The organism is Pseudomonas sp. Bout1, from assembly GCF_034314165.1.
GTDB lineage: Bacteria > Pseudomonadota > Gammaproteobacteria > Pseudomonadales > Pseudomonadaceae > Aquipseudomonas.
The window spans coordinates 630,320-656,992 of record NZ_JAVIWK010000001.1 but is presented as its reverse complement, the minus strand read 5'-3'; the positions used below and the strand labels follow the sequence as shown (position 1 = coordinate 656,992).

Annotated in this window: 18 protein-coding genes; 11 read left to right on the top strand and 7 right to left on the bottom strand. The window is 61.1% G+C overall.

The features are described from left to right. The first annotated feature begins 14 nt into the window (after positions 1–14). From RGV33_RS02895 to ureC, 6 genes are all read left to right on the top strand, one after another. The gene (locus RGV33_RS02895) at positions 15–854 is read left to right on the top strand and encodes an urease accessory protein UreD (RefSeq protein ID WP_322143034.1); all 840 of its coding nucleotides are present in this window, start codon (positions 15–17) and stop codon (positions 852–854) included. A 175-nt stretch (positions 855–1,029) separates the two neighbouring features. Next, positions 1,030–1,332 (top strand): urease subunit gamma, encoded by a 303-nt coding sequence (ureA, locus tag RGV33_RS02890; RefSeq protein ID WP_003217383.1) that lies wholly within the window; start codon positions 1,030–1,032, stop codon positions 1,330–1,332. A 9-nt stretch (positions 1,333–1,341) separates the two neighbouring features. Then, positions 1,342–1,863 (top strand): N-acetyltransferase family protein, encoded by a 522-nt coding sequence (locus tag RGV33_RS02885; RefSeq protein ID WP_322143033.1) that lies wholly within the window; start codon positions 1,342–1,344, stop codon positions 1,861–1,863. Positions 1,864–1,868: 5 nt separating this feature from the next. Continuing rightward, the gene (locus tag RGV33_RS02880; protein ID WP_322143032.1) at positions 1,869–2,402 is read left to right on the top strand and encodes a GNAT family N-acetyltransferase; all 534 of its coding nucleotides are present in this window, start codon (positions 1,869–1,871) and stop codon (positions 2,400–2,402) included. After that, positions 2,399–2,704, top strand: coding sequence for an urease subunit beta (locus RGV33_RS02875; RefSeq protein WP_177039716.1), 306 nt, complete (start codon positions 2,399–2,401; stop codon positions 2,702–2,704). The genes RGV33_RS02880 and RGV33_RS02875 overlap by 4 nt, the downstream gene beginning before the upstream one ends. A 111-nt stretch (positions 2,705–2,815) precedes the next feature. Then, positions 2,816–4,516 carry an urease subunit alpha gene (gene ureC, locus RGV33_RS02870; RefSeq protein WP_322143031.1) on the top strand — a complete coding sequence of 567 codons (1,701 nt, stop codon included), beginning with the start codon at positions 2,816–2,818 and terminating at the stop codon, positions 4,514–4,516. A 15-nt stretch (positions 4,517–4,531) separates the two neighbouring features. Here the strand turns inward: ureC and RGV33_RS02865 are convergent, their stop codons facing one another. Then, positions 4,532–9,685: a dermonecrotic toxin domain-containing protein gene (locus RGV33_RS02865; protein ID WP_322143030.1), complete on the bottom strand. Its 5,154-nt coding sequence runs from the start codon at positions 9,683–9,685 to the stop codon at positions 4,532–4,534. A 246-nt stretch (positions 9,686–9,931) separates the two neighbouring features. Between RGV33_RS02865 and RGV33_RS02860 the strand changes: the two genes are divergently transcribed. Beyond that, a complete protein-coding gene (locus RGV33_RS02860) occupies positions 9,932–15,826 on the top strand; it encodes an NEL-type E3 ubiquitin ligase domain-containing protein (protein ID WP_322143029.1) in 5,895 nt (1,964 codons plus the stop codon). A gap of 16 nt (positions 15,827–15,842) precedes the next feature. Here RGV33_RS02860 and RGV33_RS02855 read toward each other — a convergent pair whose 3' ends face one another. Continuing rightward, the gene (locus RGV33_RS02855) at positions 15,843–16,790 is read right to left on the bottom strand and encodes a DnaJ C-terminal domain-containing protein (protein WP_322143028.1); all 948 of its coding nucleotides are present in this window, start codon (positions 16,788–16,790) and stop codon (positions 15,843–15,845) included. Between the two features lie 239 nt (positions 16,791–17,029). Between RGV33_RS02855 and RGV33_RS02850 the strand changes: the two genes are divergently transcribed. Beyond that, positions 17,030–18,298 carry an Hsp70 family protein gene (locus RGV33_RS02850; protein ID WP_322143027.1) on the top strand — a complete coding sequence of 423 codons (1,269 nt, stop codon included), beginning with the start codon at positions 17,030–17,032 and terminating at the stop codon, positions 18,296–18,298. Between the two features lie 225 nt (positions 18,299–18,523). On the opposite strand, the gene RGV33_RS02845 is transcribed toward RGV33_RS02850, so the two are convergent. The 3 genes from RGV33_RS02845 to RGV33_RS02835 all read right to left on the bottom strand — a co-directional run bounded on the left by RGV33_RS02845 (position 18,524) and on the right by RGV33_RS02835 (position 20,896). Continuing rightward, positions 18,524–19,537 carry an AI-2E family transporter gene (locus RGV33_RS02845; RefSeq protein WP_003217402.1) on the bottom strand — a complete coding sequence of 338 codons (1,014 nt, stop codon included), beginning with the start codon at positions 19,535–19,537 and terminating at the stop codon, positions 18,524–18,526. Positions 19,538–19,723: 186 nt separating this feature from the next. Beyond that, positions 19,724–20,038, bottom strand: a complete 315-nt coding sequence (locus tag RGV33_RS02840) for a PsiF family protein (protein WP_017478381.1) — start codon at positions 20,036–20,038, stop codon at positions 19,724–19,726. Between the two features lie 63 nt (positions 20,039–20,101). Next, positions 20,102–20,896 carry a helix-turn-helix transcriptional regulator gene (locus tag RGV33_RS02835; RefSeq protein WP_322143026.1) on the bottom strand — a complete coding sequence of 265 codons (795 nt, stop codon included), beginning with the start codon at positions 20,894–20,896 and terminating at the stop codon, positions 20,102–20,104. Positions 20,897–20,993: 97 nt separating this feature from the next. Here RGV33_RS02835 and RGV33_RS02830 point away from each other — a divergent pair, with 97 nt between their 5' ends. Further along, positions 20,994–21,875 carry a DMT family transporter gene (locus tag RGV33_RS02830; protein ID WP_322143025.1) on the top strand — a complete coding sequence of 294 codons (882 nt, stop codon included), beginning with the start codon at positions 20,994–20,996 and terminating at the stop codon, positions 21,873–21,875. A 3-nt stretch (positions 21,876–21,878) separates the two neighbouring features. Here RGV33_RS02830 and RGV33_RS02825 read toward each other — a convergent pair whose 3' ends face one another. After that, entirely contained in the window at positions 21,879–22,520 is a 642-nt protein-coding gene (locus tag RGV33_RS02825; RefSeq protein ID WP_322143024.1) for an FMN-dependent NADH-azoreductase, read from the bottom strand. Positions 22,521–22,656: 136 nt separating this feature from the next. On the opposite strand from RGV33_RS02825, the gene RGV33_RS02820 reads away from it, so the two are divergent. Together RGV33_RS02820 and RGV33_RS02815 are read left to right on the top strand one after the other, a co-directional pair. Then, complete coding sequence (locus tag RGV33_RS02820) at positions 22,657–23,565, top strand: LysR substrate-binding domain-containing protein (protein WP_322143023.1); 909 nt, start codon at positions 22,657–22,659, stop codon at positions 23,563–23,565. An 89-nt stretch (positions 23,566–23,654) separates the two neighbouring features. Then, positions 23,655–24,185 (top strand): ferritin-like domain-containing protein, encoded by a 531-nt coding sequence (locus tag RGV33_RS02815; protein WP_003217418.1) that lies wholly within the window; start codon positions 23,655–23,657, stop codon positions 24,183–24,185. 125 nt (positions 24,186–24,310) lie between these two features. Here the strand turns inward: RGV33_RS02815 and RGV33_RS02810 are convergent, their stop codons facing one another. After that, positions 24,311–26,380 (bottom strand): AsmA family protein, encoded by a 2,070-nt coding sequence (locus tag RGV33_RS02810; RefSeq protein ID WP_322143022.1) that lies wholly within the window; start codon positions 26,378–26,380, stop codon positions 24,311–24,313. Between the last annotated feature and the right edge of the window lie 293 nt (positions 26,381–26,673).

Genomic DNA, 26,673 nt, shown 5'->3' with positions numbered 1-26,673 from the left:
GATAAGCACTGACGATGACTCTACCTGCACCCACTGCGCTGTTCACCCCCAGCTGGCACGCCGAGCTGGAACTCGGCTACGCGCTTTTTGGCGACACCACGCGCCCGGTGATGCGCCGCCACCTCGGCCCGCTGCGGGTGCAAAAGCACCTGTACGCCGAAGGCCCCCAGGTGTGCCAGCACATTATCGTGCACCCCCCTGGCGGGATTGCCGGCGGTGATCGCCTCGACATCACCGCCCACGTTGCCGAAGGGGCCTGGGCGCAATTGACCAGCCCGGGCGCCGCCAAGTGGTACCGCGCCGGCGGCCCGGCCTACCAGAAGCTGGAGCTGACCGTTGAGGCCGGCGCCACCCTGGAATGGCTGCCGCAGGAAACCATCGTGTTCAGCGCCGCCCAGGCCGAACTCACCACCCGTATAGACCTGCAAGGCGATGCCCGGCTGTTTTACTGGGACGTAGTCGCCCTTGGGCGCCCCGCCAGCGGTGAACGGTTCGAGCTGGGGCACTTCCAGTCGCACCTGGATATCCGCCGCGACGGCCAGTTGATTTGGCATGAACGCCAGCGCATTGTGGGCGCCGACGGTTTGCTCGACTCGCCCATCGGGCTGGATGGCCAGCCGGTGTTTGCGACCTTGCTGGTGACCGGCGACATCGACCCCGAACTGCTCGAACAATGCCGCTCGCTGCCCCATGACGTACGCGGCGACCTGACCCAATTGCCCGGTTTGCTGGTAGCCCGTTGCCTGGCGGGTGAAGCGTTGTTGGCACGGGGTTGGTTGATTGAATTGTGGCGCCTGTTGCGCCCGGCGGTCTTGGGCCGCGAGGCACTATCACCGAGAATCTGGAGCACATGAAGATCAAACGTTGACCCTGTTCCCTGTGGGAGCCGGGCTTGCCCGCGATGGCATCACCTCGGTACATCAGACATACCGAGTCGCCCGCATCGCAGGCAAGCCAGCGCCCACATAAAGCAGCTTTCACATTGGATCTTCCGTGTTTTTATGAATGTAGTTTGAAGGACTTTGAACGATGGACCTGACCCCACGGGAAAAAGACAAACTGCTGATCTTCACCGCAGGCCTGGTGGCCGAGCGGCGGTTGGCGCGCGGTGTGAAGCTCAACTACCCGGAAACCATCGCTTACATCTCCGCTGCGCTGATGGAAGGCGCCCGCGATGGCCGCACCGTCGCCGAGCTGATGCACTTTGGCACCACCCTGCTCACCCGCGAACAGGTGATGGAAGGCATCCCGGAAATGATCCCGGACATCCAGGTGGAAGCGACCTTTCCCGACGGCACCAAGCTGGTCACCGTCCACCAACCCATCGCCTGAGGCCCGGCCATGTCATTTTTGATTCGTGATGCGCTGCACGCCGACTTGCCGGCGATTCGCGACATCTACAACGACGCGGTGCTCAACACCACGGCGATCTGGAACGAACAACCGATAGACCTGGGTAACCGCCAGGCCTGGTTCAGTGCGCGCCAGGCGCAGTTTTATCCGGTCCTGGTGAGCGTCGAAGACGAGCAGGTCACCGGCTACGCCTCGTTCGGCGACTGGCGGCCTTTTGAAGGCTTTCGCCACACCGTCGAGCACTCGGTGTATGTGCGCAGCGACCAGCGCGGCAAGGGCCTCGGCCCCCTGTTGATGGCCGCACTGATCGAACGGGCGAAAACCTGCGACAAACACGTGATGGTTGCCGCCATCGAGAGCGGCAACCAGGCCTCGATCCGCCTGCATGAGCGCCTGGGTTTCGTCACCACCGGGCAAATGCCCCAGGTGGGCACCAAGTTCGGCCGCTGGCTGGACCTGACCTTCATGCAACTGACGCTCAACCCTGGCGCTGCGCCGCCCAAGGAGTGACACCGATGAACGCCGCCCAACTGCGTCGAGTCAATGCCGAAAGTTTTGCCCATTACCGCCAGGGGTTGGTTGAGCTGCTGCTGGACGCCGTGAAGCACGGCGCATCGGTAGGGTTCATGGCCGACTTCGACGAAGCCCAGGCCCGCAGCTACTTGAGTGGCGTGCAGGCGAGCGTCGAGGACGCCAGCCTGCTGCTCTGGGTGGTGGTACGCGATGAACAAGTGGTGGCCAGCGTGCAATTGGCGCTGTGCCAGAAAGCCAACGGCCTGAACCGCGCCGAAGTGCAAAAGCTGCTGGTGCACAGTGAAGCGCGGCGCCGCGGCCTCGGCCAGCAACTGATGAACGCCCTGGAACTGAGTGCCCGCCAATACAAACGCGGGCTGTTGTACCTGGACACCGAAGCCGGCTCCGACGCCGAAGCCTTCTACCAGTCGCTGCGCTACACCAAGATCGGTGAATTGCCCAACTACTGCCAAAGCCCGGACGGGCGCTACGCCCCGACCGCCATCTACTTCAAGACCCTGGGACAACCTGCATGATTCCTGGCGAATTTCAGATCCAGCCTGGCGACATCGAACTCAACGTGGGCCGGCGCACTGCCACCCTGAGCGTGGCCAACAGCGGCGACCGGCCGATCCAGGTCGGCTCCCACTACCACTTTTTCGAAACCAACGACGCGTTGACGTTCGACCGTGCCGCCAGCCGTGGCATGCGCCTGAATATCCCGGCCGGCACGGCCGTGCGCTTTGAGCCGGGGCAGAGTCGCGAAGTGGAACTGGTTGAATTGAGCGGCAAGCGCCGGGTGTTCGGCTTTGCCGGAAGAATCATGGGTGACCTTTAGGGCCTCATCGCAGGCAAGCCAGCTCCCACCTTTGGAATGCATTCCCCTGTGGGAGCTGGCTTGCCTGCGAAAGCGCTTTCACATTCAACACACATTTCTCAGGGCAAACACATGAAAATCAGCCGTCAAGCCTACGCCGACATGTACGGCCCCACCGTCGGTGACAAGGTCCGCCTGGCCGACACCGAGCTGTTCGTCGAAGTCGAACAGGACTTCACCGTCTACGGCGAAGAAGTGAAATTCGGCGGCGGCAAGGTGATACGCGACGGCCAGGGCCAGAGCCAACTGCTGGCCGCCGAGGTGGTCGACACCCTGATCACCAACGCGCTGATCATCGATCACTGGGGCATCGTCAAGGCCGATGTGGGCCTGAAAAACGGCCGCATCTTCGCCATCGGCAAAGCCGGCAACCCAGACATCCAGCCCGGCGTCACCATCGCTGTCGGCGCCAGCACCGAAGTGATTGCCGGTGAAGGCATGATCCTCACCGCCGGCGGCATCGACACCCACATCCACTTCATTTGCCCACAGCAAATCGAAGAGGCACTGACCAGCGGCGTCACCACCATGATCGGCGGCGGCACCGGCCCGGCCACCGGCACCAACGCCACCACCTGCACCTCTGGCCCGTGGCATTTGGCGCGCATGCTCCAGGCCTCCGATTCGTTCCCGATGAACATCGGTTTTACCGGCAAGGGCAACGCCAGCCTGCCGGAGCCGCTGATCGAACAAGTAAAAGCCGGGGCCATTGGCTTGAAGCTCCACGAAGACTGGGGCACCACACCCGCAAGCATCGACAACTGCCTGAGCGTTGCAGACGAGTACGACGTGCAGGTGGCGATCCACAGCGACACCCTCAACGAGTCCGGGTTTGTCGAAACCACCCTCGCCGCGTTCAAGGGCCGCACCATCCACACCTACCACACCGAAGGCGCCGGTGGCGGTCACGCGCCCGACATCATCAAGGCCTGTGGCTTGCCCAATGTGTTGCCCAGCTCCACCAACCCGACCCGGCCATTCACCCGTAACACCATTGACGAACACCTGGACATGTTGATGGTGTGTCATCACCTGGACCCGAGCATTGCCGAAGACGTGGCCTTCGCCGAAAGCCGCATCCGCCGCGAGACGATCGCTGCCGAAGACATCCTGCATGACCTCGGCGCGTTCTCGATGATCAGCTCCGACAGCCAGGCCATGGGCCGCGTGGGCGAAGTCATCACGCGTACCTGGCAGACCGCCGACAAGATGAAAAAACAGCGCGGGCCACTGCCCGGCGACGGTGACGGCAACGATAACTTCCGCGCCAAACGCTACATTGCCAAGTACACGATCAACCCTGCGATCACCCACGGCATCAGCCACGAAGTGGGCTCGATCGAAGTAGGCAAATGGGCCGACCTGGTGCTGTGGCGCCCGGCGTTTTTCGGGATCAAGCCGACCCTGATCCTCAAGGGCGGCGCGATTGCCTCAAGCCTGATGGGCGATGCCAACGCCTCGATTCCAACCCCGCAACCGGTGCACTACCGCCCGATGTTTGCCAGCTACGGCAGTTCGCTGCACGCCACCAGCCTGACCTTCATCAGCCAGGCGGCACTGGCCGCAGGCTTGCCCGAGCAGTTGGGGTTGAAAAAACAGATCGCCGTGGTCAAGGGTTGCCGCTCGGTGCAGAAAACCGACCTGATCCACAACGATTACCTGCCGCATATCGAGGTCGACCCACAGACGTATCAGGTCAAGGCCGACGGCGTACTGCTGTGGTGTGAACCGGCAGATGTATTGCCGATGGCGCAACGTTATTTCTTGTTCTGAAGGATTGGCCGCCGATTACTGCGGGGCGATCGGCGCTGCCAGCGCCTCGTCGGTGAGCCTCGCAACAATCACGCGTTCTGCATCGTATAACTCATCCAGCAGCGCATTGAATTGAGCCGCGCCCAGACGCGCCCCGGGCACGAATGTTCCTGGGGGCTTGTCCAGTTCGATGGTCGAGCGCCTGATAACATTGCGCAGCAGCAGCTTTTCGGACTCCGGCAATTCAGCCTGTTTTTTCGCCCACCTGGCCATGGCTCTCTCCAACCGGTCCAGGGCCTGGAATTTGTTTTCGACCGCGACGAAGTCGGTCAAATTCTGGCGTTTCACAAAGTCGCGCCAAAAACCCAACTCGACCACAGCATTTCTCAGCCCTTCGCCTTCCCCCTGTGCATTTACCCGCGTCAATGCATCGTCCAGCATCTGTGGCGTAACGCCGGGCACCGTATACCCGGTGGCCCTGGTTTGCCACGGCAAATCCAGCCGCTCTGCCAGCCCTGCGGTGTACGCCAGGTAGATGCTCGCTTCGTCAATTTCGGGCAAAGGATTGCCCGCTGCATCGAGCCCCGGATTCAGGGCATCCGGGAAAGCGTGCCCTTGAGCCACCAACGCTTGTATTCGCTCTTCAATGATAATCCCCAACTCATAGAGCCTCACGGTGCCTTTGGCCAGGTTCAACATGGGTATCCCTATCAACGTCCCCGGGGGGCTGTGCAGGGTTTCCCATACCATGAGTTCCAGCCCCATGGCATTGAACAACTCGGGGATGGCTTCAACGCGATTGGCAATCTCAAACAGCCGGTCACGCAACACAGGGTCCTCTTCCATCGCCTGCAACATCCGCCAGACCTTGCCTGTAAGGTCGGGTTTAACCGCCGGCGTAGCGTCAAAGTCATCGAGGTGCTCGGACATCCCGCGGATGACGTCGAAGAACGGTTCAGCATCTGCCGACACTTCCAGCGCGTCCCAGGTGGGCTGCCTGGCGACCCATTGCGCGTCAATCAGGCCCGTTTTCCAGGCCCAGTTGTCGTTTACCCCCCGGGGCGGAAATGCACGATCGGGGTCCATGCCCACTGACTCGATATAGAGCTTAAGGCGGCGCAGGTGCTCGCTATTGAGTCGGTGACGGGTAACGCGAGTACGCGACAGGATCTGCGCCCGGTGCGAGCCCGGCGCAACCTCCGGTACCAGCAGATCGTTATCTGCCAGGTCCAGGTTGAACCACCGTGGTCGAGGCTTGGAGAAGACACCGATGGGCCAGCCCGTTTGCCCGGTGTTTACCAGCGACAACTGATACAAGTGGCTCATATCGCTGATGTTGGGCGCCATCCCCAGCGGGTTGTTGTTAAGTTCGAGGCGGCGCAACCGGGTCAACTGCTTCAACCGGTAACTTCCCGACGGGTCCAGGGCGATCTGGTTATCCGACAGCGCCAGGTCTCTAAGCGTTGGCATCTGTTCAAGCGCGAGGGGCACGCGAGTGAGGGCATTCCTTTCCAGGTAAAGGCTGCGCAAACCACGAAAGTGTGTGAGGAACGAATCGACACCATCGGTCAGCGCCGAGTCGGTCATTGCAAGGTACGTAACGTGATCGAAGTTGGCAGCCAGGGTCGGCAGGCTTGCCAGTTGCGGCCCAACCGCCTCGCCGGTCAGGTCGATCTTCTGGCCCTGGTAGTCGCTCAGGCTATCGGTATCCAGCTCTCCGATCTTGCACCAAGCGCGCAGTAGCGTCCCCGTCAGCTCTTCGCGGATTTCCAGCTGTTGCTGGTACGCGGGGCTTTGCTCGTTGCCAAAGCCCACGATCGGCTCACTCCTCCATCGACCCAATCTGGCCTCAAGCGTGTCGAATTCCTGCTCCTGAGCCCTTAGCCAAGCCTCATGATGGGGAAAGTGAGTGGCGCGAACTGCCTCGATTTCCAGGGCGTCGGCAGTGGGATAGAGCTCACGAAAACGCAGGCTGAAACCAGGAAACCTTACCAGCATGCCGCCGCTGCTACTTAACGGATAACCCAGCCGGCCCCCGCGATGGCGACGCGGTGGCTTGAAGAAAGGGGAGCTGCGCGGGCGCATGTTCAGCACCCACCGCAGCCGGTCACGAGGCAAGGCATGCTGCCAAATCAGGGCACGCAACTGCTGGCCCTGGCCTATATGGGGCAGCCTGATGGATGCGCGATGAGCGTCCGTGAGCGCGTGTTGCAACGTGCCGTACAGGTCATCTACCCCGTGCAATTGATTGCCTCGGGAGTCAAACACCTCATACCGCCCCGCCTCCACACGCAACAGTACTTTGCGCTCGGCGGCAGCGGGCTCTCCATAGCTGGCACGCAACGGGCCCGTGAGTGACTCCTCGCGCACCTCAAGGCGCAAACCATCTTTCCAGCCCGGCAGCCTCTCCAGGCTATTGAGCACCAGGGCTTCGGTATCGGCATTGGCCAGCGCGTCCAGATACAAGCCTTCATATGCCCGCGCCAGGCGCAGTTGGCCCTGCGCCAGGCGTGCTTGCTGCGCCAACGCCTGGGGGATCTTTTGGTTGTCGACCAGCGACGCCCGCTGCTTCGCGCCAGCACCGTCCAGCAGCTCCTGGGCAATGCCCGCCGGCAGGCTTTTGAAGTCACGTTCCATGACCAACTGCTCCGCGCTTCGGGGCAACTGGCGGCCCTGATAGACGCTTTCGAATACCCGCAATTGGTTGCTTTTTGCATGGCTCGCCAAGCGAGCCTGTAACTGCTCGCTGCGCAGCACGTTGCCGTCAGGCAGGTGTTGCCCCAGCAGGCCCTTGAGCTGCTCCTCGGTAAGTGTCGCCACCACCCGCTCCGCCAGCCGCCCGTTGACCAGGTCACTGCGGTTGATACTGAGCGCGTGCGTGTCGGGCCTGCTCAGGTCGCCATAGTGAATGGTCGTTCTGGTTGGGCCCGTGCCTTCGAACACTTCGATCACCTGGCTGCCCGGCCAGCCTGGCAGCTCGACCATCAGCAAGGCCGAGTAACCGGCCAGTTCGGGCGGCACAGGCCCGGCGAGGATCTGCCCGCTCAAGCCCTGGGCGCTGTCGTAAGCCCGGAATCGCTGCGCCGTATCGAGCACAATCGCCGGGGTCGGCTCGCTCTCCACATGCACCCTGCGCAACACACTCTCGTCCACGTCACTGACCCGCCGCACCTGCTCCAGCTGAGTATCGCTGAGGCCGTCCATGGCATGCCCAAGGCGGCGCATCAGCGGTGTACCTTCCCACGTCAGCGGCTGATCGGCTTCGTGAAGCCAGGCGCCGGAGCCGTTATTGGCGATGTGCGGCTCATACGCGTCGGCCCGCAACGGATGCTGAATGCGGTAAGTACCGGGCTCAGGCGCCGGCGCCAGGCTGTATTCGCGGCCTTCGAGCGGGAGTACCTGGCGCCCGTCAACCGTGTGCAAACCCTCCGCATCGGGGAGCGAGCCGGCAGGCAACCCAATGTCCTGGGCATAAGGCGCCAGGTCAGGCTTCCACAGGCGCGTCTTGCCGGTGGGCAACTTGACGGCTTTCAAGCCTTCAATGAACGGCGACAGGGTCACGTGAAGCACAGCCCCGCCCACCGCCAACTGCGCGACGTTTTCAAGCACATCGCCAATGTGTGCCCAGCCGGCTTCCCTGTCGCCTTGGCTGAGTTCCATCACCCCCTCCAACACCTCAAACAACAATTGCCCAGCCGTGACCACCGCCATGACCGCACCTAACGGTGGGATGACCATCGAGACCATATTCAGGGCGAACAGCCCCATGTTCATCAAATGGGCCATGCGCCGGTCGCGGCTCGCGGCGTCGGTCCGGGCGGTGGGTACGGCCATGCTCAGGGCGTCGTCGAAGGCGCGTTTGCGCATGCCGTCATAAAGCTCATCCCACAGGTGCAGGTCGAGCCACATGCCTTTGATCCAGAAGGCGTCGATATTCAGGTTCGGGTCTTGCTGCGCGACCCGGCTAGTGTGCACCGGGTGCTTGATCACCGATGCGATAGCCTTCAGCTCCGACAATGATTTGCGCGCATAGTACGCGCGCCATTCAGGATCAGGCCCCAAGGCCACGACCCGCTCCGGTTCATCCAGCCGCTTCTCGGTAAAACGCTGGTAATAGTAAGCCAGGTCTTTCTTGGCGATGAACCCTGCGAAAAACCGCTGCAGGGGCGTCACCGAAACGCCTCTGCCGTCCTGCTGGCCCCCGGGTTTGTAGGTGGTCAACGCGTCGGTCATTTCCCGACTGAAGTCATCGAAGGTTTCATAGCGCTTGATCGGGTGGTCGGGGTGGTCAGGGATATACGCGATAAACCAGGTGCCGTAGCGATGCTCCTCACTCGGATCAAAAATGACGCAGCCATGCAATGCCAGGCCCATCATCGACGGCCAGCGATACCACACCTGCTTGCTGCCCACCTTGATCCGCCGTTCGTCCTGCGCCACGCGCATCAGTAACAGGTGGTCGTCTGCGCTGATATCGCCCTTGAGCAAGGCCATATAGGCTGCGGCCGTGAACGCATCTTTGTGGTGAGTGATGAAGCGCGCGCGCAGCAGGTTTTTGGAAACCGTGCCCAGCGGGCGCAGGTACGCGGCGAGGTGGTCCTGGTATTGCTGGCCCAGGTCGAGGTCGCGGCACAGCCGGGCGAAGGTCTCGATGTTCAGGGCGGTGGTGTAGCGCTCAAAATGCCCACGTGCATCGGGCGCGGTAATGAACCCCGACACGTTGTCGAAAAAACCGGCTTGCGCCTCTTCGGCTTCGAAGTTATTCAACGCTGCCTGCATCAAAGACAGTGTCTTGACCCTGTGCCCCGTTTTAACCCCGAACGACTCCTCGATGGGCACGTAGAGTCGCACCCACACCTGATGCACATCCACCTCGTAACCGGCGCTTTTCAATGCGGCTTCCAGCAGGGGCTGGCCGAACGTGTCGGCGTCCTGCACCTTGTGCATGGTCTTCTCAAATTCGGCACGGGACTTGAGGCTGGCATCGACGTACGTCTGGAGCTGATCCTTCTGCGCCTGAGTCGCCGCCGCGTACCAGGCTGGAATATCCGGTTTGGTTTGCCGTAATGCCGTTCGAAAAGAGGCGGTGGCGGTGGCCAGCACAGGCGTAATTGCAGCCCTGATCAGTTCATAGTGCTGGCCTTGCTCTGCAGCTTCTGACGAGACAGGGGCGGTTTGAGACGCTGTCATAAGCGAATACCTTGATGAAAAAAAGAACCTGACGTTAATCCGTTCCGCCACGGCATAACGGTATCTATTTAGATAAATAGTTGCACAACAGACGAAGCGCCCCGGGTGTACTAAATAGGTATTAAATGCATCGTACATCCGCGTTGTTTGCACTAACTATTGCAGCCTTCCCATGCGGCTTTCGATTTATTAATAAACGCCAACTTTAGGTACTCTTTTTGCCTTGAACAGCCAAAGGAGTGACTCATGTTCGATGTACCTACTACCACCGCCGGAACATTGATCGAAGACAACAGCGACTTTATCCAACAGGCCATACCTGAGTGGCTGAAGCAGGCAACACGCCAGCGCATCGATGGTATAAAACAGGTAAACCTTAAAAAGCATACCTGGCTTGACCGCTTGCCCGCCGATCAACGCCACACATTAAATGCATTGAACGAGGCCAGTTTCAGCGCTCAACTGGCCGTCGATAATTACCTGGCTCCCCTGGAAAAACTCGACGTATTTGCCGCACGCCTGCTCAATGCCGAGCTGAAAAAACAGTTCAACATAAGCCTGGATATCGGCGGTACTTACCTGCGCCTCTACAAACCGTTAAAACTTGGCTCCGTGGGAATAAAGGCGGGCACTTTCACTGTCATGGAAGTTTCGATAGTCCAGGCGGCCCTGCATAACTTTGAAGCCAGTGAAGCCGAGCCCGAAGCGTTTGACAGCACCTCGGGGTTTACCCAAAACCTCGACGTCAGCGGCTGCGCACCTGCTATCAGTCGCACGCTGACTGTGCCCGTCTTTATCGCCCTGTGCCGCTCCATGGACATCGGCGGCGCCTATCAGAAGCACCTCAACCAGATTTTGTTGCCTGCCGAGGAGGGCACCGCGACACGCTTTCGCGAGGCGGTCATCACCAGCCAAAAAGCCGCCCTCAAGGCCGCGGCCTACATGGCCTTGCTCAAAAACGACATCCTTGCCGACGACCACGCGATGATCCTTGAAGTGATCGATGGCGAACGCAACCCGATGCTGGGGGGCAAGCCCGTATGGTTTTTCAACTTGAGCATGGTTAACCGGTCACTCCACGGGTGCCAGGTATTCCAGCCCTGCGAGAAATATCGCTATGGCGTCGACTCTCTCGTCTATGTACCCCATGACCGTGACCATCCGCTCAAGCGCTACAACAGCAATGATGAGCTGAGAGCCGAACTCACTCGCCAACTGCTGGCTCAGGACACCGACCACGCGTCCGCCGTCGAAGGCGACACCCCGGCGCCCAGCGTTAATCAACGGTTTTTCAGCCAGTTTTTTGCCGAGGCCGACAAGCCGCGCTTCCTCAGTCGCTTCACCGAGCTTGCGCCCGGCACTCACCCGATTGGCGATGCAATCGTGCGCTCACCCATCACCAACAACTTACTCGGAGCCGTTTTACCGGCGCTGGGGGCGGTCGCGATCCCGCAGGAGTTGCCCCCGCCAAAACCCGACAAGCGGGTACGCGCAGACAACCCCAAGTTGAATATCAGCGTGGTTTCCAAAGGCGGCTTGTGGGCAGCCAACGTCGACCTGTGGGCGGACGGGTTCGAAAAAAGCCGCGACAAGATGCTCAACGACGCGCGCCACCGGGCAACCCCCACCGCCGACGTGGATGCACGGGTACGTGCCGAAAAAATCGCGCAGTGGCTGGAAGGTGGCCTGGCCGTTTTTGGCATGGTTTCAATGTTTGTCCCGGTGCTGGGCGAGTTGATGATGGCCGCGATGGCGGGCCAGTTACTGTACGAAACCTTTGAAGGGGTGATCGAGTGGAGTGACGGCGACAAGGAGGCGGCCAGGCAACATCTGTTGGACGTGGCCGAGAACCTGGCCCTCATGGCACTGATGGCCGGCGCGGGCAAAGGCCTGCAACGCCTGGCCACGCCGCCACTGATCCAGGAACTCAAGCCGGTGACACTGCCGAACGGCACGCAACGCCTGTGGGAGCCGGACCTGACCGTGTATGGCAGCGAAACCACCCTGCCCGACAATGCGCCCCTGGATGAACTGGGCCTGCACACCGATGACCAAACTTCCCTGCTGCCGCTGAATGGCCAAGTGTTTACCGTCAAGCCTGAGGCCGACGGCCAGTCGTACCGTATCCAACACCCCTGGCGCCAGGACGCCTACACCCCGCACGTGGAACACGACGGTGCCGGCGCCTGGATTCACGAAGGCGAAGAGCCCCTGACCTGGCAAGGCCCGCCGCTGATGCGCCGCCTGGGTTATCGCACTGAGGGGCTCACCGATGCTCAACTGGAACAGGTGCGCGTGAGCAGCGGCGTCACGCCCGAACAATTGCGCCAATTACACGTGAATCATGAGCCGCCTCCGCCTGTGTTGGTCGATAGCCTGGAACGCTTTCAAATCAGTCAACGTATCGACACGTTTATCCAGCGCATCGCCAGCGAAAACGATTACGTACGCGCAGACATCCAACTGGCGAAGCGGGTGGTCGCGCACAAAAACCTGAATTTCGAACTCGTCTATGGCACCACGGTGAAACCTATGGCCGAGCAGGCCGCCCAGTGGCGCCAGCAGATTGCCCGGGCCGCCGTGGACTCACGCACCACGTTGTTCGACGATGATTATCGCGCCCACGACGCGACCCAGGACCCGCAGGTGCAGCGCATCAAGGACCAGACGCCCGGCCTGCCGAGCACTTCGGCCAGGCAGGTACTGGAAAACGCCACTGACGAGGAAGCCAGCGCCTTGCGCGAGCACGACAGCCTGTCGCCCAGGCTGAAAGCGCTGGCACGTGATTATCGCCAGGAAACCCGCCTGAGCCGCGCCTACGAGGGCTTGTTTATCGATGCCCTGCAAAACCCGGACAGCCAGCGCCTGGCGCTGCACACCCTGGAAACGTTGCCCGGCTGGGAGCCCGGCTTGCGTGTGGAACTGCGCCTGGGCAGCGAGCAGGGGCCACTGCTTGACGCGATTGGTACGCCCGGCCCCACACCGCCCGTCGTGCTGGCGGCTGGCGAAGAGGGTACATTCGGCGCAACAGACCTGTACGGCGCAGTGTTGCAACGTCTTAGCCACGTGCAGCGACGGGCGCTGGGCGACGCGGCATTGGATAACGGCACCTTGAAGCAACGGGTCAGGCAAACACCGCTCACGCGCGAGCGCCTGCGCCCGGTGCTGTTGCAATACCCTGCATTCAACAAACCACTGGCCCCAGGCGCCGTGCTGCGCGGTGGCGCGCCCCTGTTGGGTCTCAACCGGCTGCGCACCACAGATGCGCGGGTGCGCAGGCTGTACCCTGGTTTCAATGAGGAACAGGTTAATACCTTCATCGCCAGCCACGGCGAACGGGTGCGCGACGAACTGCTGCACCTGGAATCCCAATACGCCACCCTCAAGCAGGAACTCAAAGACTGGGTGCTGCAAGGCGAGCAAGACGAGCGCGCGCGCAATCCGCTGGAGCGCAACCCGGGCTTCAGGGAGCGCGACACGGCCAAGAAGCTCAAAAGCTGCTGGCGACGCCAGCTCGCGGACCGTGCTGATGAACATACCGGCCGCCTGCTGAAAATCCACAGCGGGGTAAAGCTACCGAAGTTGAGCGCCGACTTTGCGCATGTCGAGGAGTTGCTGCTCTACGCTGTGAGCTTCACCGAGAGCCCCCAGGCCTTTCTCGGCCGGTTCCCTAACCTCAAGCGCTTGACCCTTCAACATATCGGTGGCGCCGCACAGCGCACACTGACCGAACTGCCCGAGGTGGTCACTACCATGAAGGAGCTGACCCATTTGGATGTGGCCGAGAACGCCATCGTCCTCGACCAAAGCAGCGCGAGCAGCCTGGCCGGCTTGACGAAGCTTGAAGAGCTGACCCTGAGCAACAACCCTCTGGGCCACCTGCCCGACTTCAGCGCCATGCCAGGCTTGCGCAAGCTCAAGCTGAAGATGACCCAGATCCACCAATGGCCCACAGGGTTACTCGGTTTGCAAAAGCTACGCCTGGTCGACCTGTCCTCCAACCTACTCAGCGAGGTTCCCGAGGCCTTGCTTAACCCCACTCCCGAGGCGGAGCTTGCCACGCTTCGACTGAACCGCGTCACACGGCTACACCACAACCCCTTCACACTGCAGGCCTGCCAGGATATGCGCGCAAGCCTTGATCGCCTGGCGCAAACCCGGCCCGATTGGCGCGAAGGCGGCTTGCCGGGCGGCTTTGAGGTGCCACTCAGTGCGGACCCGCAAGTAGCGCGGTTACGCGAGCTGTTCCCCATGTACAGCGAGGCGCAGAAGGAGCGTTTCATCATAGAAGCCGGCGCAAGGGCAGACGCCGAATTGACGCGCCTGGAAGCCGAATGGCAAACCCTGGAAGCAACCCTGGAACACTGGGTGTCGGAACGCTTCATGGTCGAAGCCGGCCCGGACCATATTCGCGCCGGCTCTCCCGACCATCGATGGCGATTTGCCATGAAGCTGCGGGAATGCTGGAAGCGCATGACACGCGAACTCAATGCCCACGACGGCACACCGATTGGCCATAGCCTGGAAGTGCAAAATTTACAGGTGGGCGAATTACCCGTTCTGGACGCTGACTTCAGCCACGTCGGCCAACTGAAGCTGAACGCCATGACGTCACTTTACGGCGTCGACGGGTTCCTGGGACGCTTCAGCAAACTGCGCTGGCTTGAGCTGACGCACTCCAACCTGAGCTCGATACCGCCTAACCTCGCCCGCATGCAACGGCTCACCCGCCTGAACCTTAGCGGCAACCGCATCACAATGACCGAAGCCGATGCGGCAATAATAGAAGAGCTTTCCAGCCTCAAGGAAATCAACCTGTCGTACAACCCTCTGGCGCGCACCCCCGACTTCAGCGCCATGACCGACTTGCGCGGCCTGTACCTGAACAACACCGGGATCACCCAATGGCCAACGGGCCTCGGCGCCCAACTGACGCCGGAGCATATCAATCTGAGCGACAACCAAATCGCCAGCTTGCCGCAAGCACAGGTCAACCCCACGCCCGAGCAGGCGCCGATGGCGATCAGGATCAATAACGTGACCTATATCGGGGGCAACCCGCTGACAGAAGAAACCCAGCTGCAACTGGGAGAATACCGGCTAAACGTCGCACCGAACTACGCCGAAGCGGCAGAGCGGCGCCCGAACACCATGCTCTATCGAGCGCCCGGAGCCCAACCGGCAGCCGCCGCACAACCCTTGTACGTACCGGCACCCGCCGCGCCGGAACCGGCGTTCAAACACTGGATGAGAGACAGGCTCCCGCAAGAGGTAGCCGAGGGGCAACAGCAGTGGGAATTGATCGCCGCAAAGCCTGGCTCGGAGGCCTTCCTGGGTATCCTGAAAAACCTCAAGGACTCGGAAGAGTACTCCGTGGCCTACCCCGCGCTGCAAGCTCGGGTGTGGGAAATGATCGAGGCCGCCCAGGACCCGGGGCTGTGCGAGGACTTGTTCGCCACGGCAGGCGACCCCCGTTGCGGCGACCGCGCGGCGTTGGTGTTCAGTGACATGGAGGTCAAGGTACTGATTTGGCGTGCCACACGGTGGGCAAGCGATACGGAAAAAGGGCCCGCATTGCTGGAGCTGGCCAAAGGCTTGTTCCGCCTGGACGAAGTGGAAAAAATTGCCACTCGGGAAATTCAAATGCGCGAGCGCACGATTCGTGGCTCGCGCCTCAGCGAGCAGCAAAAAATCGATGCTATCAGACAGGTGGAAGATATCGAGATACGCCTGGCCTACCGCATGGGTCTGCAAAAGCGTCTGAAGCTGCCCGGCCAGCCAACAGCGGCCCGTTACCTGGCGACGGCGCAGCTGCCAACGGCGGTGCTGGGGGGCGCAGCGGTCACGGTCGAAAGGCTGGATAACACTGCACAAGCGTTGCAATCACTGCTGGGCCGGGAATTCTGGCAGGCCTTCGTTCGAAACCATTACCCAGAAGCGTTCGAGGCTCTCAACCAGCCCTTCGAACTGCGCCTGCAAATGCTGGACGACAGCCAGGCCGCCGGCACCTTGAGCGCCGCCGACTACGACGCCCAGGCGCAGGACCTGCAATTGCAACGCGCCATCGAGGAGGCACAACTGATCAAACAATTGACCGTCCAGGACTGGTTCACCTGCCGCAAAGGCTGCGTTATCGCCTGAACGCCCAAGGGAAGTGTCAGTTGCTCCACGCTTCCCTTGGATCAAACGCCGCCTTTTGCGCCAGTTCCTGCCACAAGGCCTTGACCTCATCGTCGGTGTTTTTGGGCATCACGGCCTTGAGCTGCACAAACAGGTAACCGCGCTGCCCGGCCTTGTTCAGCAAGCCATGGCCCTTGGCGCGCATGCGCTGGCCGTTCTGGCTGCCGGCCGGCACCTTGAGGTTGATCTTGCCGGTGAGGGTCGGCACTGCCACTTCGGCGCCCAGCGCCAACTCCCACGGCGCCAGGGGCAAGTTGATGATCAGGTTTTCACCGTCCACTTCAAACCTTGAGTGCGGTGCAAACTTGATGATCAGGTACAGGTCGCCGTTCGGGCCGCCACCGATGCCCGGCGCGCCCTGGCCCTTGAGACGGATGCGTTCGCCATCCGCCACACCGGCCGGGATCTTCACGTTCAGGCTTTTAGTGGTGTTGCTGACGTGACGACCCATGGCGTCGTATTGCGGCACCTGGAAGCTGATCTGCTTGGACTCGGTAGACAGCGTCTCTTCAAGCAACACCGACAGCTGCATCTCGACGTCCTGGCCTTTGCGCCCGGCAGGACGGCGCTGGCCGCCCCCAAAGGCATCGCCGCGCGAGCCGAAGATCGAGCTGAAGAAGTCCGAGAAGTCGCCCGTGTCCTGGCCGCCGCCACCAAAGCCGCCACGGCTCTGCCAGCCCGGTGGCCCCTGGAACGGCTGGCCATGCTGGCCGTATTTGCGCAGTTCGTCGTATTCCGCGCGCTTGTCGGCGCTTTTAAGCGCCTCATAGGCTTCGGACGCGTCCTTGAACTTCTCTTCGGCGTCTTTTTCCTTGCTCACATCGGGGTGATATTTGCGCGCGAGCTTGCGATAGGCGGCCTTGATTGCCTTGTCATCGGCGCTCGGCTCGACACCCAATATCTTGTAGTAATCTTTGAAATCCATCGCAGGTTCACCATCCTTAATCGAGATCGCACAGCCCGGGGCACAACGTGCGCTGCTTTGCACCTGTTGAGTCTTGTGGCCTGGGGGGCGCGTCAAAGTGTTATCGGCACTTGCCGTATGCAGCAGATGTGGGGGCAAATCCCCAGGTTTCAAGCTCGATTTAACGGATGGTTGGCCTACGCATCCGCCCTCGACTGGCATACACTGCGCGGCCGTTTTTCAACCGGAACCCGATTGACATGAAAAACCCATCCCCAGCCCGTGCCTGCGGCATCGACTTCGGCACGTCCAACTCCACCGTCGGCTGGATTCGTCCCGGCATGGAAACGCTTATCGCGCTGGAGGACGACAAGATCACGCTGCCGTCAGTGGTGTTCTTCAACTTCGAGGAGCGCCGCCCGGTGTACGGCCGCCTGGCCCTGCACGAGTACCTGGAAAACTACGAAGGCCGGCTGATGCGCTCGCTCAAGAGCCTGCTGGGTTCCAAGCTGATCAAGCATGACACCAGCGTTTTAGGCACGGCGATGCCATTCACCGACTTGCTGGCGCTGTTTATCGGCCAACTCAAGAGCCGCGCCGAGGCCACCGCCGGGCGTGAGTTCGACGAAGTGGTGCTGGGCCGTCCGGTGTTCTTCGTCGACGATGACCCGATGGCCGACCAGGAAGCCGAGAACACCCTGGTGGACGTGGCCCGCAAGATCGGGTTCAAGGACATCTCGTTCCAGTACGAACCGATTGCCGCGGCCTTCGACTACGAGTCCACCATTGAAAAAGAAGAGCTGGTGCTGATCGTCGACATCGGCGGTGGTACGTCCGACTTCTCGCTGGTGCGCCTGTCGCCCGAGCGGCGCCAGATTGACAACCGCCACGACGACATTCTCGCCACTGGCGGCGTACACATCGGCGGTACCGACTTCGACAAGCAACTGTCGCTGGCCGGCATGATGCCGCTGTTCGGCTACGGCAGCCGCATGAAGAGCGGCGCCTACATGCCCACCAGCCACCACATGAACCTGGCGACCTGGCACACCATCAACTCGGTGTACTCGCAAAAATCCAAGCTGGCGTTGGGCAGCATGCGCTACGACATCGAGGACACTGGCGGCATCGACCGCCTGTTCAACCTGATCGAACAGCGCGCCGGGCACTGGCTGGCGATGGAAGTGGAAGAAACCAAGATCCAGCTGACCCAGCAGGACAGCCGCCATGTGCTGCTGGACCGGGTTGAGCCGGGGTTGAGCGTGGAGTTGAGCCGGGCGTTGTTCGAGTCGGCCATCGACGGCTTGCTGGAGCGGGTGCGTAACAGCGTGACCCGGTTGCTCACCGATGCATCGGTGGACGTGGCCCAGGTGGACACGGTGTTCTTTACCGGGGGTTCCAGCGGGATTCCGGCGCTGCGCCACAGCATTTCGGCGATGCTGCCGAATGCGCGACATGTGGAAGGCAACATTTTTGGCAGTATTGGCAGTGGCCTGGCGATTGAGGCCAGCAAGCGGTACGGCTATTGAGTGAAACACCCTGATCCCATCTGCTGAAGGATGGCGAGGAGGCTTGCTTTGGCTTGTAGTGAGGGGGCTTGTCCCCCGCTGGGCTGCGCAGCAGCCCCATCAAGGCAAACGCATTTTTTCAGATTAAACGCGTTGCCTGGTTTGGGGCTGCTGCGCAGCCCAGCGGGGGACAAGCCCCCTCACTACAACAGCCTTAAAGCCCCACAGCCAAAGGTTCCGCGCAGGTTAAACCATCCCCGCCAGCTTCAACTCACTCTTCAAGTACGCGTAATAAATCGGCCCCGCCACCACCCCTGGCAGGCCGAACGCGGCTTCGAACACCAGCATCGCCAACAACAGTTCCCACGACTTGGCACTGATCTGCCCGCCGACGATGCGCGCGTTGAGGAAGTACTCGACCTTGTGGATCACGATCAGGTAGCCCAACGCCGCCACCGCGACCCAGATCGACAGCGACAACGCCACAATCGTAATCAGGGTGTTGGACATCAGGTTGCCGATTACCGGCAGCAGGCCCAGCAGGAACGTCAGCACGATCAGGGTCTTGGTCAGCGGCAGGTGAATCCCGCACAGCGGCAATACCACCGCGAGGAAGATCGCGGTGAAGGCCGTGTTCAGCGCGGCGATCTTGATCTGGGCGAAGACAATGTTGCGAAAGGCCTGGACCAGCAGGTGCAGGCGATCAAACAGCGCAGCCGCCAGGGGTTTGCGCTTGGTGAGGTCGGGTACGCGCTGCAGCGCGATGATCGCGCCCAGCACCATGCCGATCAGCAAGGTCACGAACATGTGCGCGGCGTCTTTGCCCACCAGTTGCAGTTCGCTGAGGTGTTTGCTCAACCATTCGCCGATGGCCACGCGGAACTCGGCAGCGCTGGCTGGCAAATAGGCGTCGAGGAACGGCGGCAACTGGCCGCGGGCACGGTCGACCACGCCCATGAATTTATCGAGGGAAGCTCCCGGGTTTTCCGCTTCATGGAGCAGGAAGCTGATGGCCCCGGCAAAAATCAGGGTCAGGATGCTGACGATCAAGGTCCCCAGCAACGCCACCGCCAACCAGCGTGCACGCCGGCCTTCGATCAACCGCTGCAATTGCGGGGTGAGCATGTTGACCAGCTCATACACCAGCAGCCCGGCCAGCAGGCTCGGCAGCAACTTCAATGGCAAAACCAGCAGCAGCCCGCCAAAAATAAGCACGCAACTGACCAACAACAACACGTGACGCTGAGAAAACGTTGGCATACAGCCTCAAAACGAACGGCGTTAAAGGATGGGCAGTCTGCCAGCCTTGGGTGAATCAAGCGAGAAGTCTAAACGCGGCCCAGTGAGGGAGCTGGCTTGCCTGCGATGGCGGTGGGTCAGTCAGCACAGGCTTGCCTGCCAGATCGCTATCGCAGGCAAGCCCAGCTCCCACAGGGTCCTGCATCATTATTTCTTCAGGCAGGTGCTCATAAAGGTTTTACGCGCGTCCCCGGTCAGCGCCTGGGTTTTCGCCGTGGCGTTGCAATCTTTCATTTTTTGCTGCTGTGGCGTGAGGGTCTTGGCGTCATTGGCCGCCGGGGCTGCCTTGAGGCAGGTACTCATGAATGCCTTGCGATCATCACCGGTTTTGCCGCTGGTCTTGGCTTCGGCGTTGCACGTGGTCATTTTTTGTTGCTGGGCCGTCTGTGCAGCTGTGGCGGCAAAGCCCTGGGAACACAGCAGCAGGCCCATCATCAACAACGGAATACGCAGCATCTTCATGGAGTTTTCTCCCTGTTACCGCACCGAGGGGCACGGCCTCCCCTGCAGTGTAGTCAAACCCTGTTACACCTTCCTGCCGCGTATATTTGTCCGGCGGTACTGCTCCGGGGTGCAGCCGGCCTGGCGCTGGAACATCGCGATAAAGGCCGAGGCGGTGCTGTAGCCCAGGTCAAACGCGACCTCCTGGACACTGCGGGTGCTGTCCAACGCTTCGATGGCCGCCAGGAAACGCAGGCGCTGGCGCCATTCACCGAAGCTCATTCCCAGGTCGCGCACAAATTGCCGGGCCAGGGTGCGCTCGCTGACATGCACCTGTTGCGCCCACTGGGCCAGCGGCCGGTTATCCCCGGGCGCGGCCTGCATGCCTTCCAGCACGCTGGAAACCCCGGGGCTGCTGGCATAGGGCAGGAAACAATCGTGGACCGGCGCCTGTTTGAGCTGGTCCACCAGCACCTGGGCCAGCCGCACGTCGGCCTCGTTTTCGGGAATGTTGACGTCACGCTCGGCGAAATCGCTGAGGATCGCCTTGAGAATCTCACTGATAGCCAACGTGCACGGCTGCTTGGGCAACTGCTCGCACAGGTGCGGCGCCAGGTACACCGAGCGATACACGATGGCCTCGGCGATGTCCGCACTGTGTTCGGTGCGTGGCGGGATCCAGATAGCGTAGAGCGGCGGTGACATGAAGCGGCTGCCGGCCACCTCCATGCGCATCACGCCACGGGACGAATAGTCCAGGGAGCCCCACTCATGCTGATGCGCTGAGGCCTGGGTATGGGCTTCGAACTCCGAATAACGGAAGTACACCGGGGACGGCAAGTTGTCGAAGTCGGGAAGTTTGATGTCTTTCTTGAGCATGTTGTCTGGATACACACGCGGGATGGCTGGATCGAAGTATAAGCTTCGATCCAGACAAGGGATAATCGTCCCTCATAGACGCAACTGGTTCCTCTCGATGCAATACGCTTATCCGTTACTGGCCATTTTTATCTGGGCCGGCAATACCGTGGTCAACAAACTCGCGGTGGGGACGATTTTCCCCGCCGAAATCGGCTTTTATCGCTGGCTGTTGGCCGGCTTGCTGTTTACCCCGTTCATGCTCAAGCCGGTGATTGCCAACTGGCCGCTGATTCGCCCGAACCTGGGCAAGATCTTTATCCTCGGCGTACTTGGCATGGCGGTGTATCAGAGCCTGGCGTATTACGCCGCCACACTGACCTCGGCCACCAACATGGGCATCATCCTTTCGCTGATGCCGCTGATGGCTCTTACTGCCGCAATCATCAGCCTTGGCCAACGCCTGACCTTCGGGGCCCTTACCGGTGCCGTGCTGTCGTTCGCCGGCGTAGTGGTAGTGGTTTCCGCCGGCAGCCTCGGCGCCCTGCTGCAACACGGGCTGAACCTCGGTGACGGGATGATGCTGGTGGCCACCCTCGCCTACGCGGTCTACAGCACCCTGTTGAAAAAGTGGCAGCTGCGGTTGCCGCCGCTGGTGTTGCTGTATTTACAGATACTGGTGGCGGTGGTGGTGCTGTTTCCGCTGTTTGTGTTCTCCGACAAGGCGGGCCTGGGCTGGTCGAACATTCCGCTGGTGCTGTACGCCTGCCTGCTGGCCTCCATGCTCGCGCCGTTGGCCTGGATGCACTCGGTGAAAACCCTGGGCCCGAGCCGCACCACGCTGTTTTTCAACCTGCTGCCGCTGATCACCGCGTTGATCGCGGCGGTGGTGTTGAAGGAACAGTTGGCGACTTATCACCTGGTGGGCGGCTTGTTGACCCTGGGCGGGGTGATTTTGTCGGAGCGCTGGACGACGCCGGTTAACCGTAAAGCGTCTTAACCCTTAGAAGCCAGTTGCCAGATCGCGCAACTGGCCCTCCACCGCGTCACACGAGCGACGAAATATCGCTGGGTCAAACTCCTCGCCCTCTGCCGCAATCACCGTGACGTCCTCAATACCGATAAACCCCAACGCGGTGCGCAGATGCGGATCGGCGTGGTTCATCGCCTCGTTTTCACCGCCCGGGCCAAAGCCGCTGCCGCCGCGGCTGGTGATGATCAGCGCCTTTTTGCCCAACAACAAAGGCTGATACTGGGCAATGCCCTGGCTGTCCTGGGTGATGTCTACGGTGTGGCCCATGCGTACGATCTGGTCGATCCAGGCCTTGAGCCCGCTGGGAATCGCGAAGTTGTACATCGGGACGGAAATCACCAGCAGTTCGTGCTCGACCAACTCACCCACCAGTTCATTGCTCAACTGTAAATCAGCGTGCATGGACAAAGGCATGGACTGGGGCTCGGGGTGGAAGCTGGCGGCAATGAACGCTTCGCTGACATGGGGAATCGACGCACGGCCGACTTCGCGGCGGGTCAGTTGCGCGCCCGGGTTGGCGCTTTGCCACGCGGCGAGAAACACCTCGGCCAGGCGCCGGGAATGGGAGCGTTCGCCACGCGGGCTGGAATGAACCACAAGCATTTTTTTCATCTGTAAGGCCTTCACACGCTAAACTCCGGCAACCTGAATAGCTGCCACTCTTGCCCACAAATCTAGAGATGAGCGGCCTACCTCACAAATGAGCAATAGTTGTTTGGGATGAGAAAAACTCATCCATGGAGCCTGCATGTTCGCCTCGCTGCCCCTGACCGCCCTGCGCGCCTTTGAATCGGCATCGCGCCTGCTGAGTTTCAAGGCTGCCGCCCACGAGCTGTCGGTGACGCCGACGGCGGTGTCCCACCAGATTCGCGCCCTGGAAACCTGGCTCGGGGTGCCGCTGTTCGAGCGCCTGCCGCGCCAGGTGCGCCTGACGGAGCGCGGCGAGCGCTTGTTCCACAGCCTGCATGGCGCGCTGCTGGACGTGGCACAAAGCGTCGACACCCTGCGCCCGCAACGCAGCGCCGGCCATCTCACGCTGTCCACCACGCCCGCGTTTGCCGCTTTATGGCTGGTGCCGCGACTGGGACGCTTCTACGCTGCCCATCCGGATATCAGCCTGCGCCTGGACACCAACTGCGCCGTCGTGGATTTACAGCAGGACGCCAGTGTCGACCTGGCGATTCGCTACAGCATCGACGACTACACGAACCTGTACGGCTTGTGCCTGTTCGATGAGTGTTTCGCGGTCTATGGCTCCCCCGAGCAGGTCGCCCTGGCACGCGAGCGCACGCCGACCTTGATCAGCGTGCGCTGGCATAACTCCCAGCTCTACGCCCTGGGCTGGCAAGCCTGGTGCGAAAAGGCCGGGGAAGACTGGTTGCAATCCGCCTCGCCACTGCGCGAATACGACGAAGAACACTACGCCCTGCAAGCAGCAATCGCCGGCCAGGGCCTGGTGCTGGCGAGCAATATCCTGGTCTCGGAAAGCATCAACAGCGGCTTGCTGGTGCCTTACCGGCCACAGGTCAGCGTGGACGGCGCCGGCTACAGCGCCCTGTGCGTACCGGGACGTGAACGGCACCCGCCAGTGCGGGCATTTTTTGAATGGCTAAGGGACGAAGCGCGGCTGTCAGGCCACGCCCCTCAAATCCGATAAAACTTTTTGCACTGCCTGGGACTCACAACTTAGTGCGATCACGCCGACAGAGCGTGGCGTAAAACCGGATTAGCCCCAGGAGAATCAAGATGACTGACTCACATTTGTCTGACGTAGCCACATTGCGTGACCGCGCCCGCAAGAACGTCGAAAACGGTGCCGTGACTGAAGGCTATGACGCCGACCGCCAGGAAATCCTGCGCCTGCTCAACGAATCGCTGGCCACCGAACTGGTGTGCGTGCTGCGCTACAAGCGCCACTATTTCATGGCCAATGGCGTCAAGGCGCATGTCGCTGCCGAGGAATTCCTTGAGCACGCCACCCAGGAAGCCGAACACGCCGACAAGCTGGCCGAGCGCATCGTGCAGCTGGGCGGCGAGCCGGAGTTCAACCCCGACCTGCTGTCGAAGAACTCTCACGCACAATATGTAGCCGGTAACACGCTCAAGGAAATGGTCTACGAAGACTTGGTGGCCGAGCGCATCGCGGTGGACAGCTATCGCGAGATCATCCAGTACATCGGTGACAAAGACCCGACCACACGCCGGATCTTCGAAGACATTCTGGCCCAGGAAGAAGAGCACGCCGATGACATGGCAGACATTCTGAAAGACCTCTAACTAACCGCAACCCCATGTGGGAGCGGGCTTGCCCGCGAAGGCGGTGGATCAGTCGGCACATTCCTGACTGAACCACCGCCTTCGCGAGCAAGCCCGCTCCTACATTTGCTTCCCGGTTTTGCCAGCTAGCCCTTCACTGTTTTAGGCGCCTTGCCTTCCTTCATCTGTTGCAGCAACGGTGCACATTGGTTCGGCTCATCGCCGCTCGGTGCCACCAGCGCCAGCAAGCCCGCCGCCGGGCCGGCAATTACACCCAGCGCCACCATGCCCGCGCCACGCAACATCAGTGGTACCGCCTTCACACCAGCATTGGGCTTGATGAACGGCCCATTGACGTACAACGGCGAACGCAGGGAAAACAGACGGAAGCCCTTGGACTCCGGCGTAATCGTCAGGTCCAGCTGCTCGCTGGCCATGTTCGCCGTGCCATCGATATAGATGATGGCGTTCTCGGTATCGAACACAAACAGGCGAGTCGTCGCCAGGCCGGACTTGATGCCGAAGTCTGCCGCCGCGCAGTTGATCTTCACTTCCTTGTCGCCAAACAGGCGGCCAACCACGTAGTTGCCCACGTTAAGCCCGGCGATTTCCATCAGGCCACGGCTGATGGCACCGTCATTGATCAACATCTTCAGATCGCCATTCGAGGTGCCCAACAGCGCCGCCACCGAGTTGCCGCGCCCGGAGATATCCGCATCCCCATTGAGCTCACCGAAGCTGGTTTTCATCGGTTCGAAGGTCGGGAACAGCTGCTTGAGCTTGAAGTTGCGTGCGGTGAGTTTCGCCTGGCCTTCCATCGGCGTGGTGCGCCCGTTGAGGCGAATCTGCGCGTCGAGCTTGCCGCCCGCCACGCCGAAACGCAGGGGTTCGAGGCTCAATTGGCCATCGTTTAACACCAGGTGAGTGTAAAGGTCGGTAAACGGCAATTCGGCGCTGTGCACGATGCGCTTGCCGGTGAATTCAACGTCGGCATCCATATCGCGCCAGCGCTCAGTGCGGAACTCTTCCACCGGCAACACCTTGGTTGCCGGCTGCTTGCTTTCACCACCACGGGCTTTTTGCTTGGCGTTGGAGTCGGCGCCAATCAGCGGCGCGAGGTCAGTCATCAACAGTTGGTTGGAGACCAGCGCGCCCGTGAGTTTGGGCCGTGGCTGGCTGGCGACGTAGCCGAGGTTGCCGTGGATGTCGCTGTCGCCGATCTTGCCGTTGAAGTTCTCGTACTGGAACGACGCGCCGTTGGCCTCATGCAGCTTGGCGATGAGGTGACCATCGGTGGAATAGGCTGGCGAATCCGGCAGTGTCACGCCGGTCAGCGGGTAGAGGTTGCCCAGGCTGCTGCCGGAGAGCTTGAGGCGCAGGTCGAGCGCGCCAAGGTTCATCGGGTCGGTCAGGGTGCCGGCCAGCGCGATGCTGGTATCGCCAATCCTGGCCTGGGCCTGCAGCGGGAACGGTTTGGCAGCGTCCTGCAGCGCCAGCAGGCCACCGATCTTGCCGGTGCCGTCGAGTTTCTGGCCGTGGTACTGGCCTTTGACCTTGAGACCGAACGCGTAATCCTGCGGCGCCGAGCCTTTTTCCAGGGCCTTCTTGGCGTCGGCGTCGCCGACGATCTCGCCGAAAGGGATCGGCTTGCCGAGTAAATCGATGACCACGTCGAGCTGGGTCTTGAGGGTTTGGTCGTCGAGGGTCACGTGGCCCTTGTCGAAACCGATGGCGCCGATGTCTACCACCCAGTTGGACGGTTCGGCGTTCGGGTCCTTGGGGTCGAACTTGAAGGTCCAGTTGGCGCGGCCATCGGCCAAGCGCTGCAACTGCGCACTCGGTTCGGTGAGGTCGATACGCGGGATCACCACGCGCTGGGCCAGCAACGCCAGGGGCGAGATGCGCAATTCAACACGCTTGAGAGTGACCATTTGCGGGGTTTTCGACCAGTCGGGGTTGCCCAGGGTCAGGTCTTCGGCAATCACATGAGGCCACGGAACCCAGGCGCGCCAGCCGCCTTCATCGGGTTCGCGGCGCCACACCACCGCCAGGTTGCCATTGATGGCAAAGGCGCGGTGCAGCTCTTCGGAGACTTTGGCATTGATCGGCGGCTTGACCCGGTTCCAGTCAAAGAACACCAGGACCAACACCACAATGGCGACTAACAAAACGAAGCTGGCGCAGCTCCAGGCGAGAATTTTACGAGTGCGCGTCATTGCACAGGACTCCAGGTTACGACTGAGCGGGCGCGTTACGGCGCACGTTATGACTACAGCTTATATGGCTACGACTGACAAACCGCGCGGGGGTTTAACCCCATCGATGAATTACCGGCAAAAACCATCGTTTCTGACCAACCAGACCGCTCCAATCATCAGCGACGCACCGTTGTTACCCACGATCGTGTCGAAAATACCCACCACGGTGCAAAAGCGCGGGCTTGAGACCTGCGAGATAGAGCCTTCGCAGGGAACAATCAATTCTGTTGATTATTACCATTGTGTTTATG

What these genes read in the sequence shown, in the direction of transcription:
- RGV33_RS02850 (WP_322143027.1), top strand. Translation starts at nt 17,030, where the DNA reads ATGAAAAACCCATCCCCAGCCCGTGCCTGCGGCATCGACTTCGGCACG.
- RGV33_RS02845 (WP_003217402.1), bottom strand. Translation starts at nt 19,537, where the DNA reads ATGCCAACGTTTTCTCAGCGTCACGTGTTGTTGTTGGTCAGTTGCGTG.
- RGV33_RS02875 (WP_177039716.1), top strand. Translation starts at nt 2,399, where the DNA reads ATGATTCCTGGCGAATTTCAGATCCAGCCTGGCGACATCGAACTCAAC.
- RGV33_RS02825 (WP_322143024.1), bottom strand. Translation starts at nt 22,520, where the DNA reads ATGAAAAAAATGCTTGTGGTTCATTCCAGCCCGCGTGGCGAACGCTCC.
- ureC (WP_322143031.1), top strand. Translation starts at nt 2,816, where the DNA reads ATGAAAATCAGCCGTCAAGCCTACGCCGACATGTACGGCCCCACCGTC.
- RGV33_RS02840 (WP_017478381.1), bottom strand. Translation starts at nt 20,038, where the DNA reads ATGAAGATGCTGCGTATTCCGTTGTTGATGATGGGCCTGCTGCTGTGT.
- ureA (WP_003217383.1), top strand. Translation starts at nt 1,030, where the DNA reads ATGGACCTGACCCCACGGGAAAAAGACAAACTGCTGATCTTCACCGCA.
- RGV33_RS02895 (WP_322143034.1), top strand. Translation starts at nt 15, where the DNA reads ATGACTCTACCTGCACCCACTGCGCTGTTCACCCCCAGCTGGCACGCC.
- RGV33_RS02820 (WP_322143023.1), top strand. Translation starts at nt 22,657, where the DNA reads ATGTTCGCCTCGCTGCCCCTGACCGCCCTGCGCGCCTTTGAATCGGCA.
- RGV33_RS02865 (WP_322143030.1), bottom strand. Translation starts at nt 9,685, where the DNA reads ATGACAGCGTCTCAAACCGCCCCTGTCTCGTCAGAAGCTGCAGAGCAA.
- RGV33_RS02830 (WP_322143025.1), top strand. Translation starts at nt 20,994, where the DNA reads ATGCAATACGCTTATCCGTTACTGGCCATTTTTATCTGGGCCGGCAAT.
- RGV33_RS02855 (WP_322143028.1), bottom strand. Translation starts at nt 16,790, where the DNA reads ATGGATTTCAAAGATTACTACAAGATATTGGGTGTCGAGCCGAGCGCC.
- RGV33_RS02880 (WP_322143032.1), top strand. Translation starts at nt 1,869, where the DNA reads ATGAACGCCGCCCAACTGCGTCGAGTCAATGCCGAAAGTTTTGCCCAT.
- RGV33_RS02815 (WP_003217418.1), top strand. Translation starts at nt 23,655, where the DNA reads ATGACTGACTCACATTTGTCTGACGTAGCCACATTGCGTGACCGCGCC.
- RGV33_RS02860 (WP_322143029.1), top strand. Translation starts at nt 9,932, where the DNA reads ATGTTCGATGTACCTACTACCACCGCCGGAACATTGATCGAAGACAAC.
- RGV33_RS02835 (WP_322143026.1), bottom strand. Translation starts at nt 20,896, where the DNA reads ATGCTCAAGAAAGACATCAAACTTCCCGACTTCGACAACTTGCCGTCC.
- RGV33_RS02810 (WP_322143022.1), bottom strand. Translation starts at nt 26,380, where the DNA reads ATGACGCGCACTCGTAAAATTCTCGCCTGGAGCTGCGCCAGCTTCGTT.
- RGV33_RS02885 (WP_322143033.1), top strand. Translation starts at nt 1,342, where the DNA reads ATGTCATTTTTGATTCGTGATGCGCTGCACGCCGACTTGCCGGCGATT.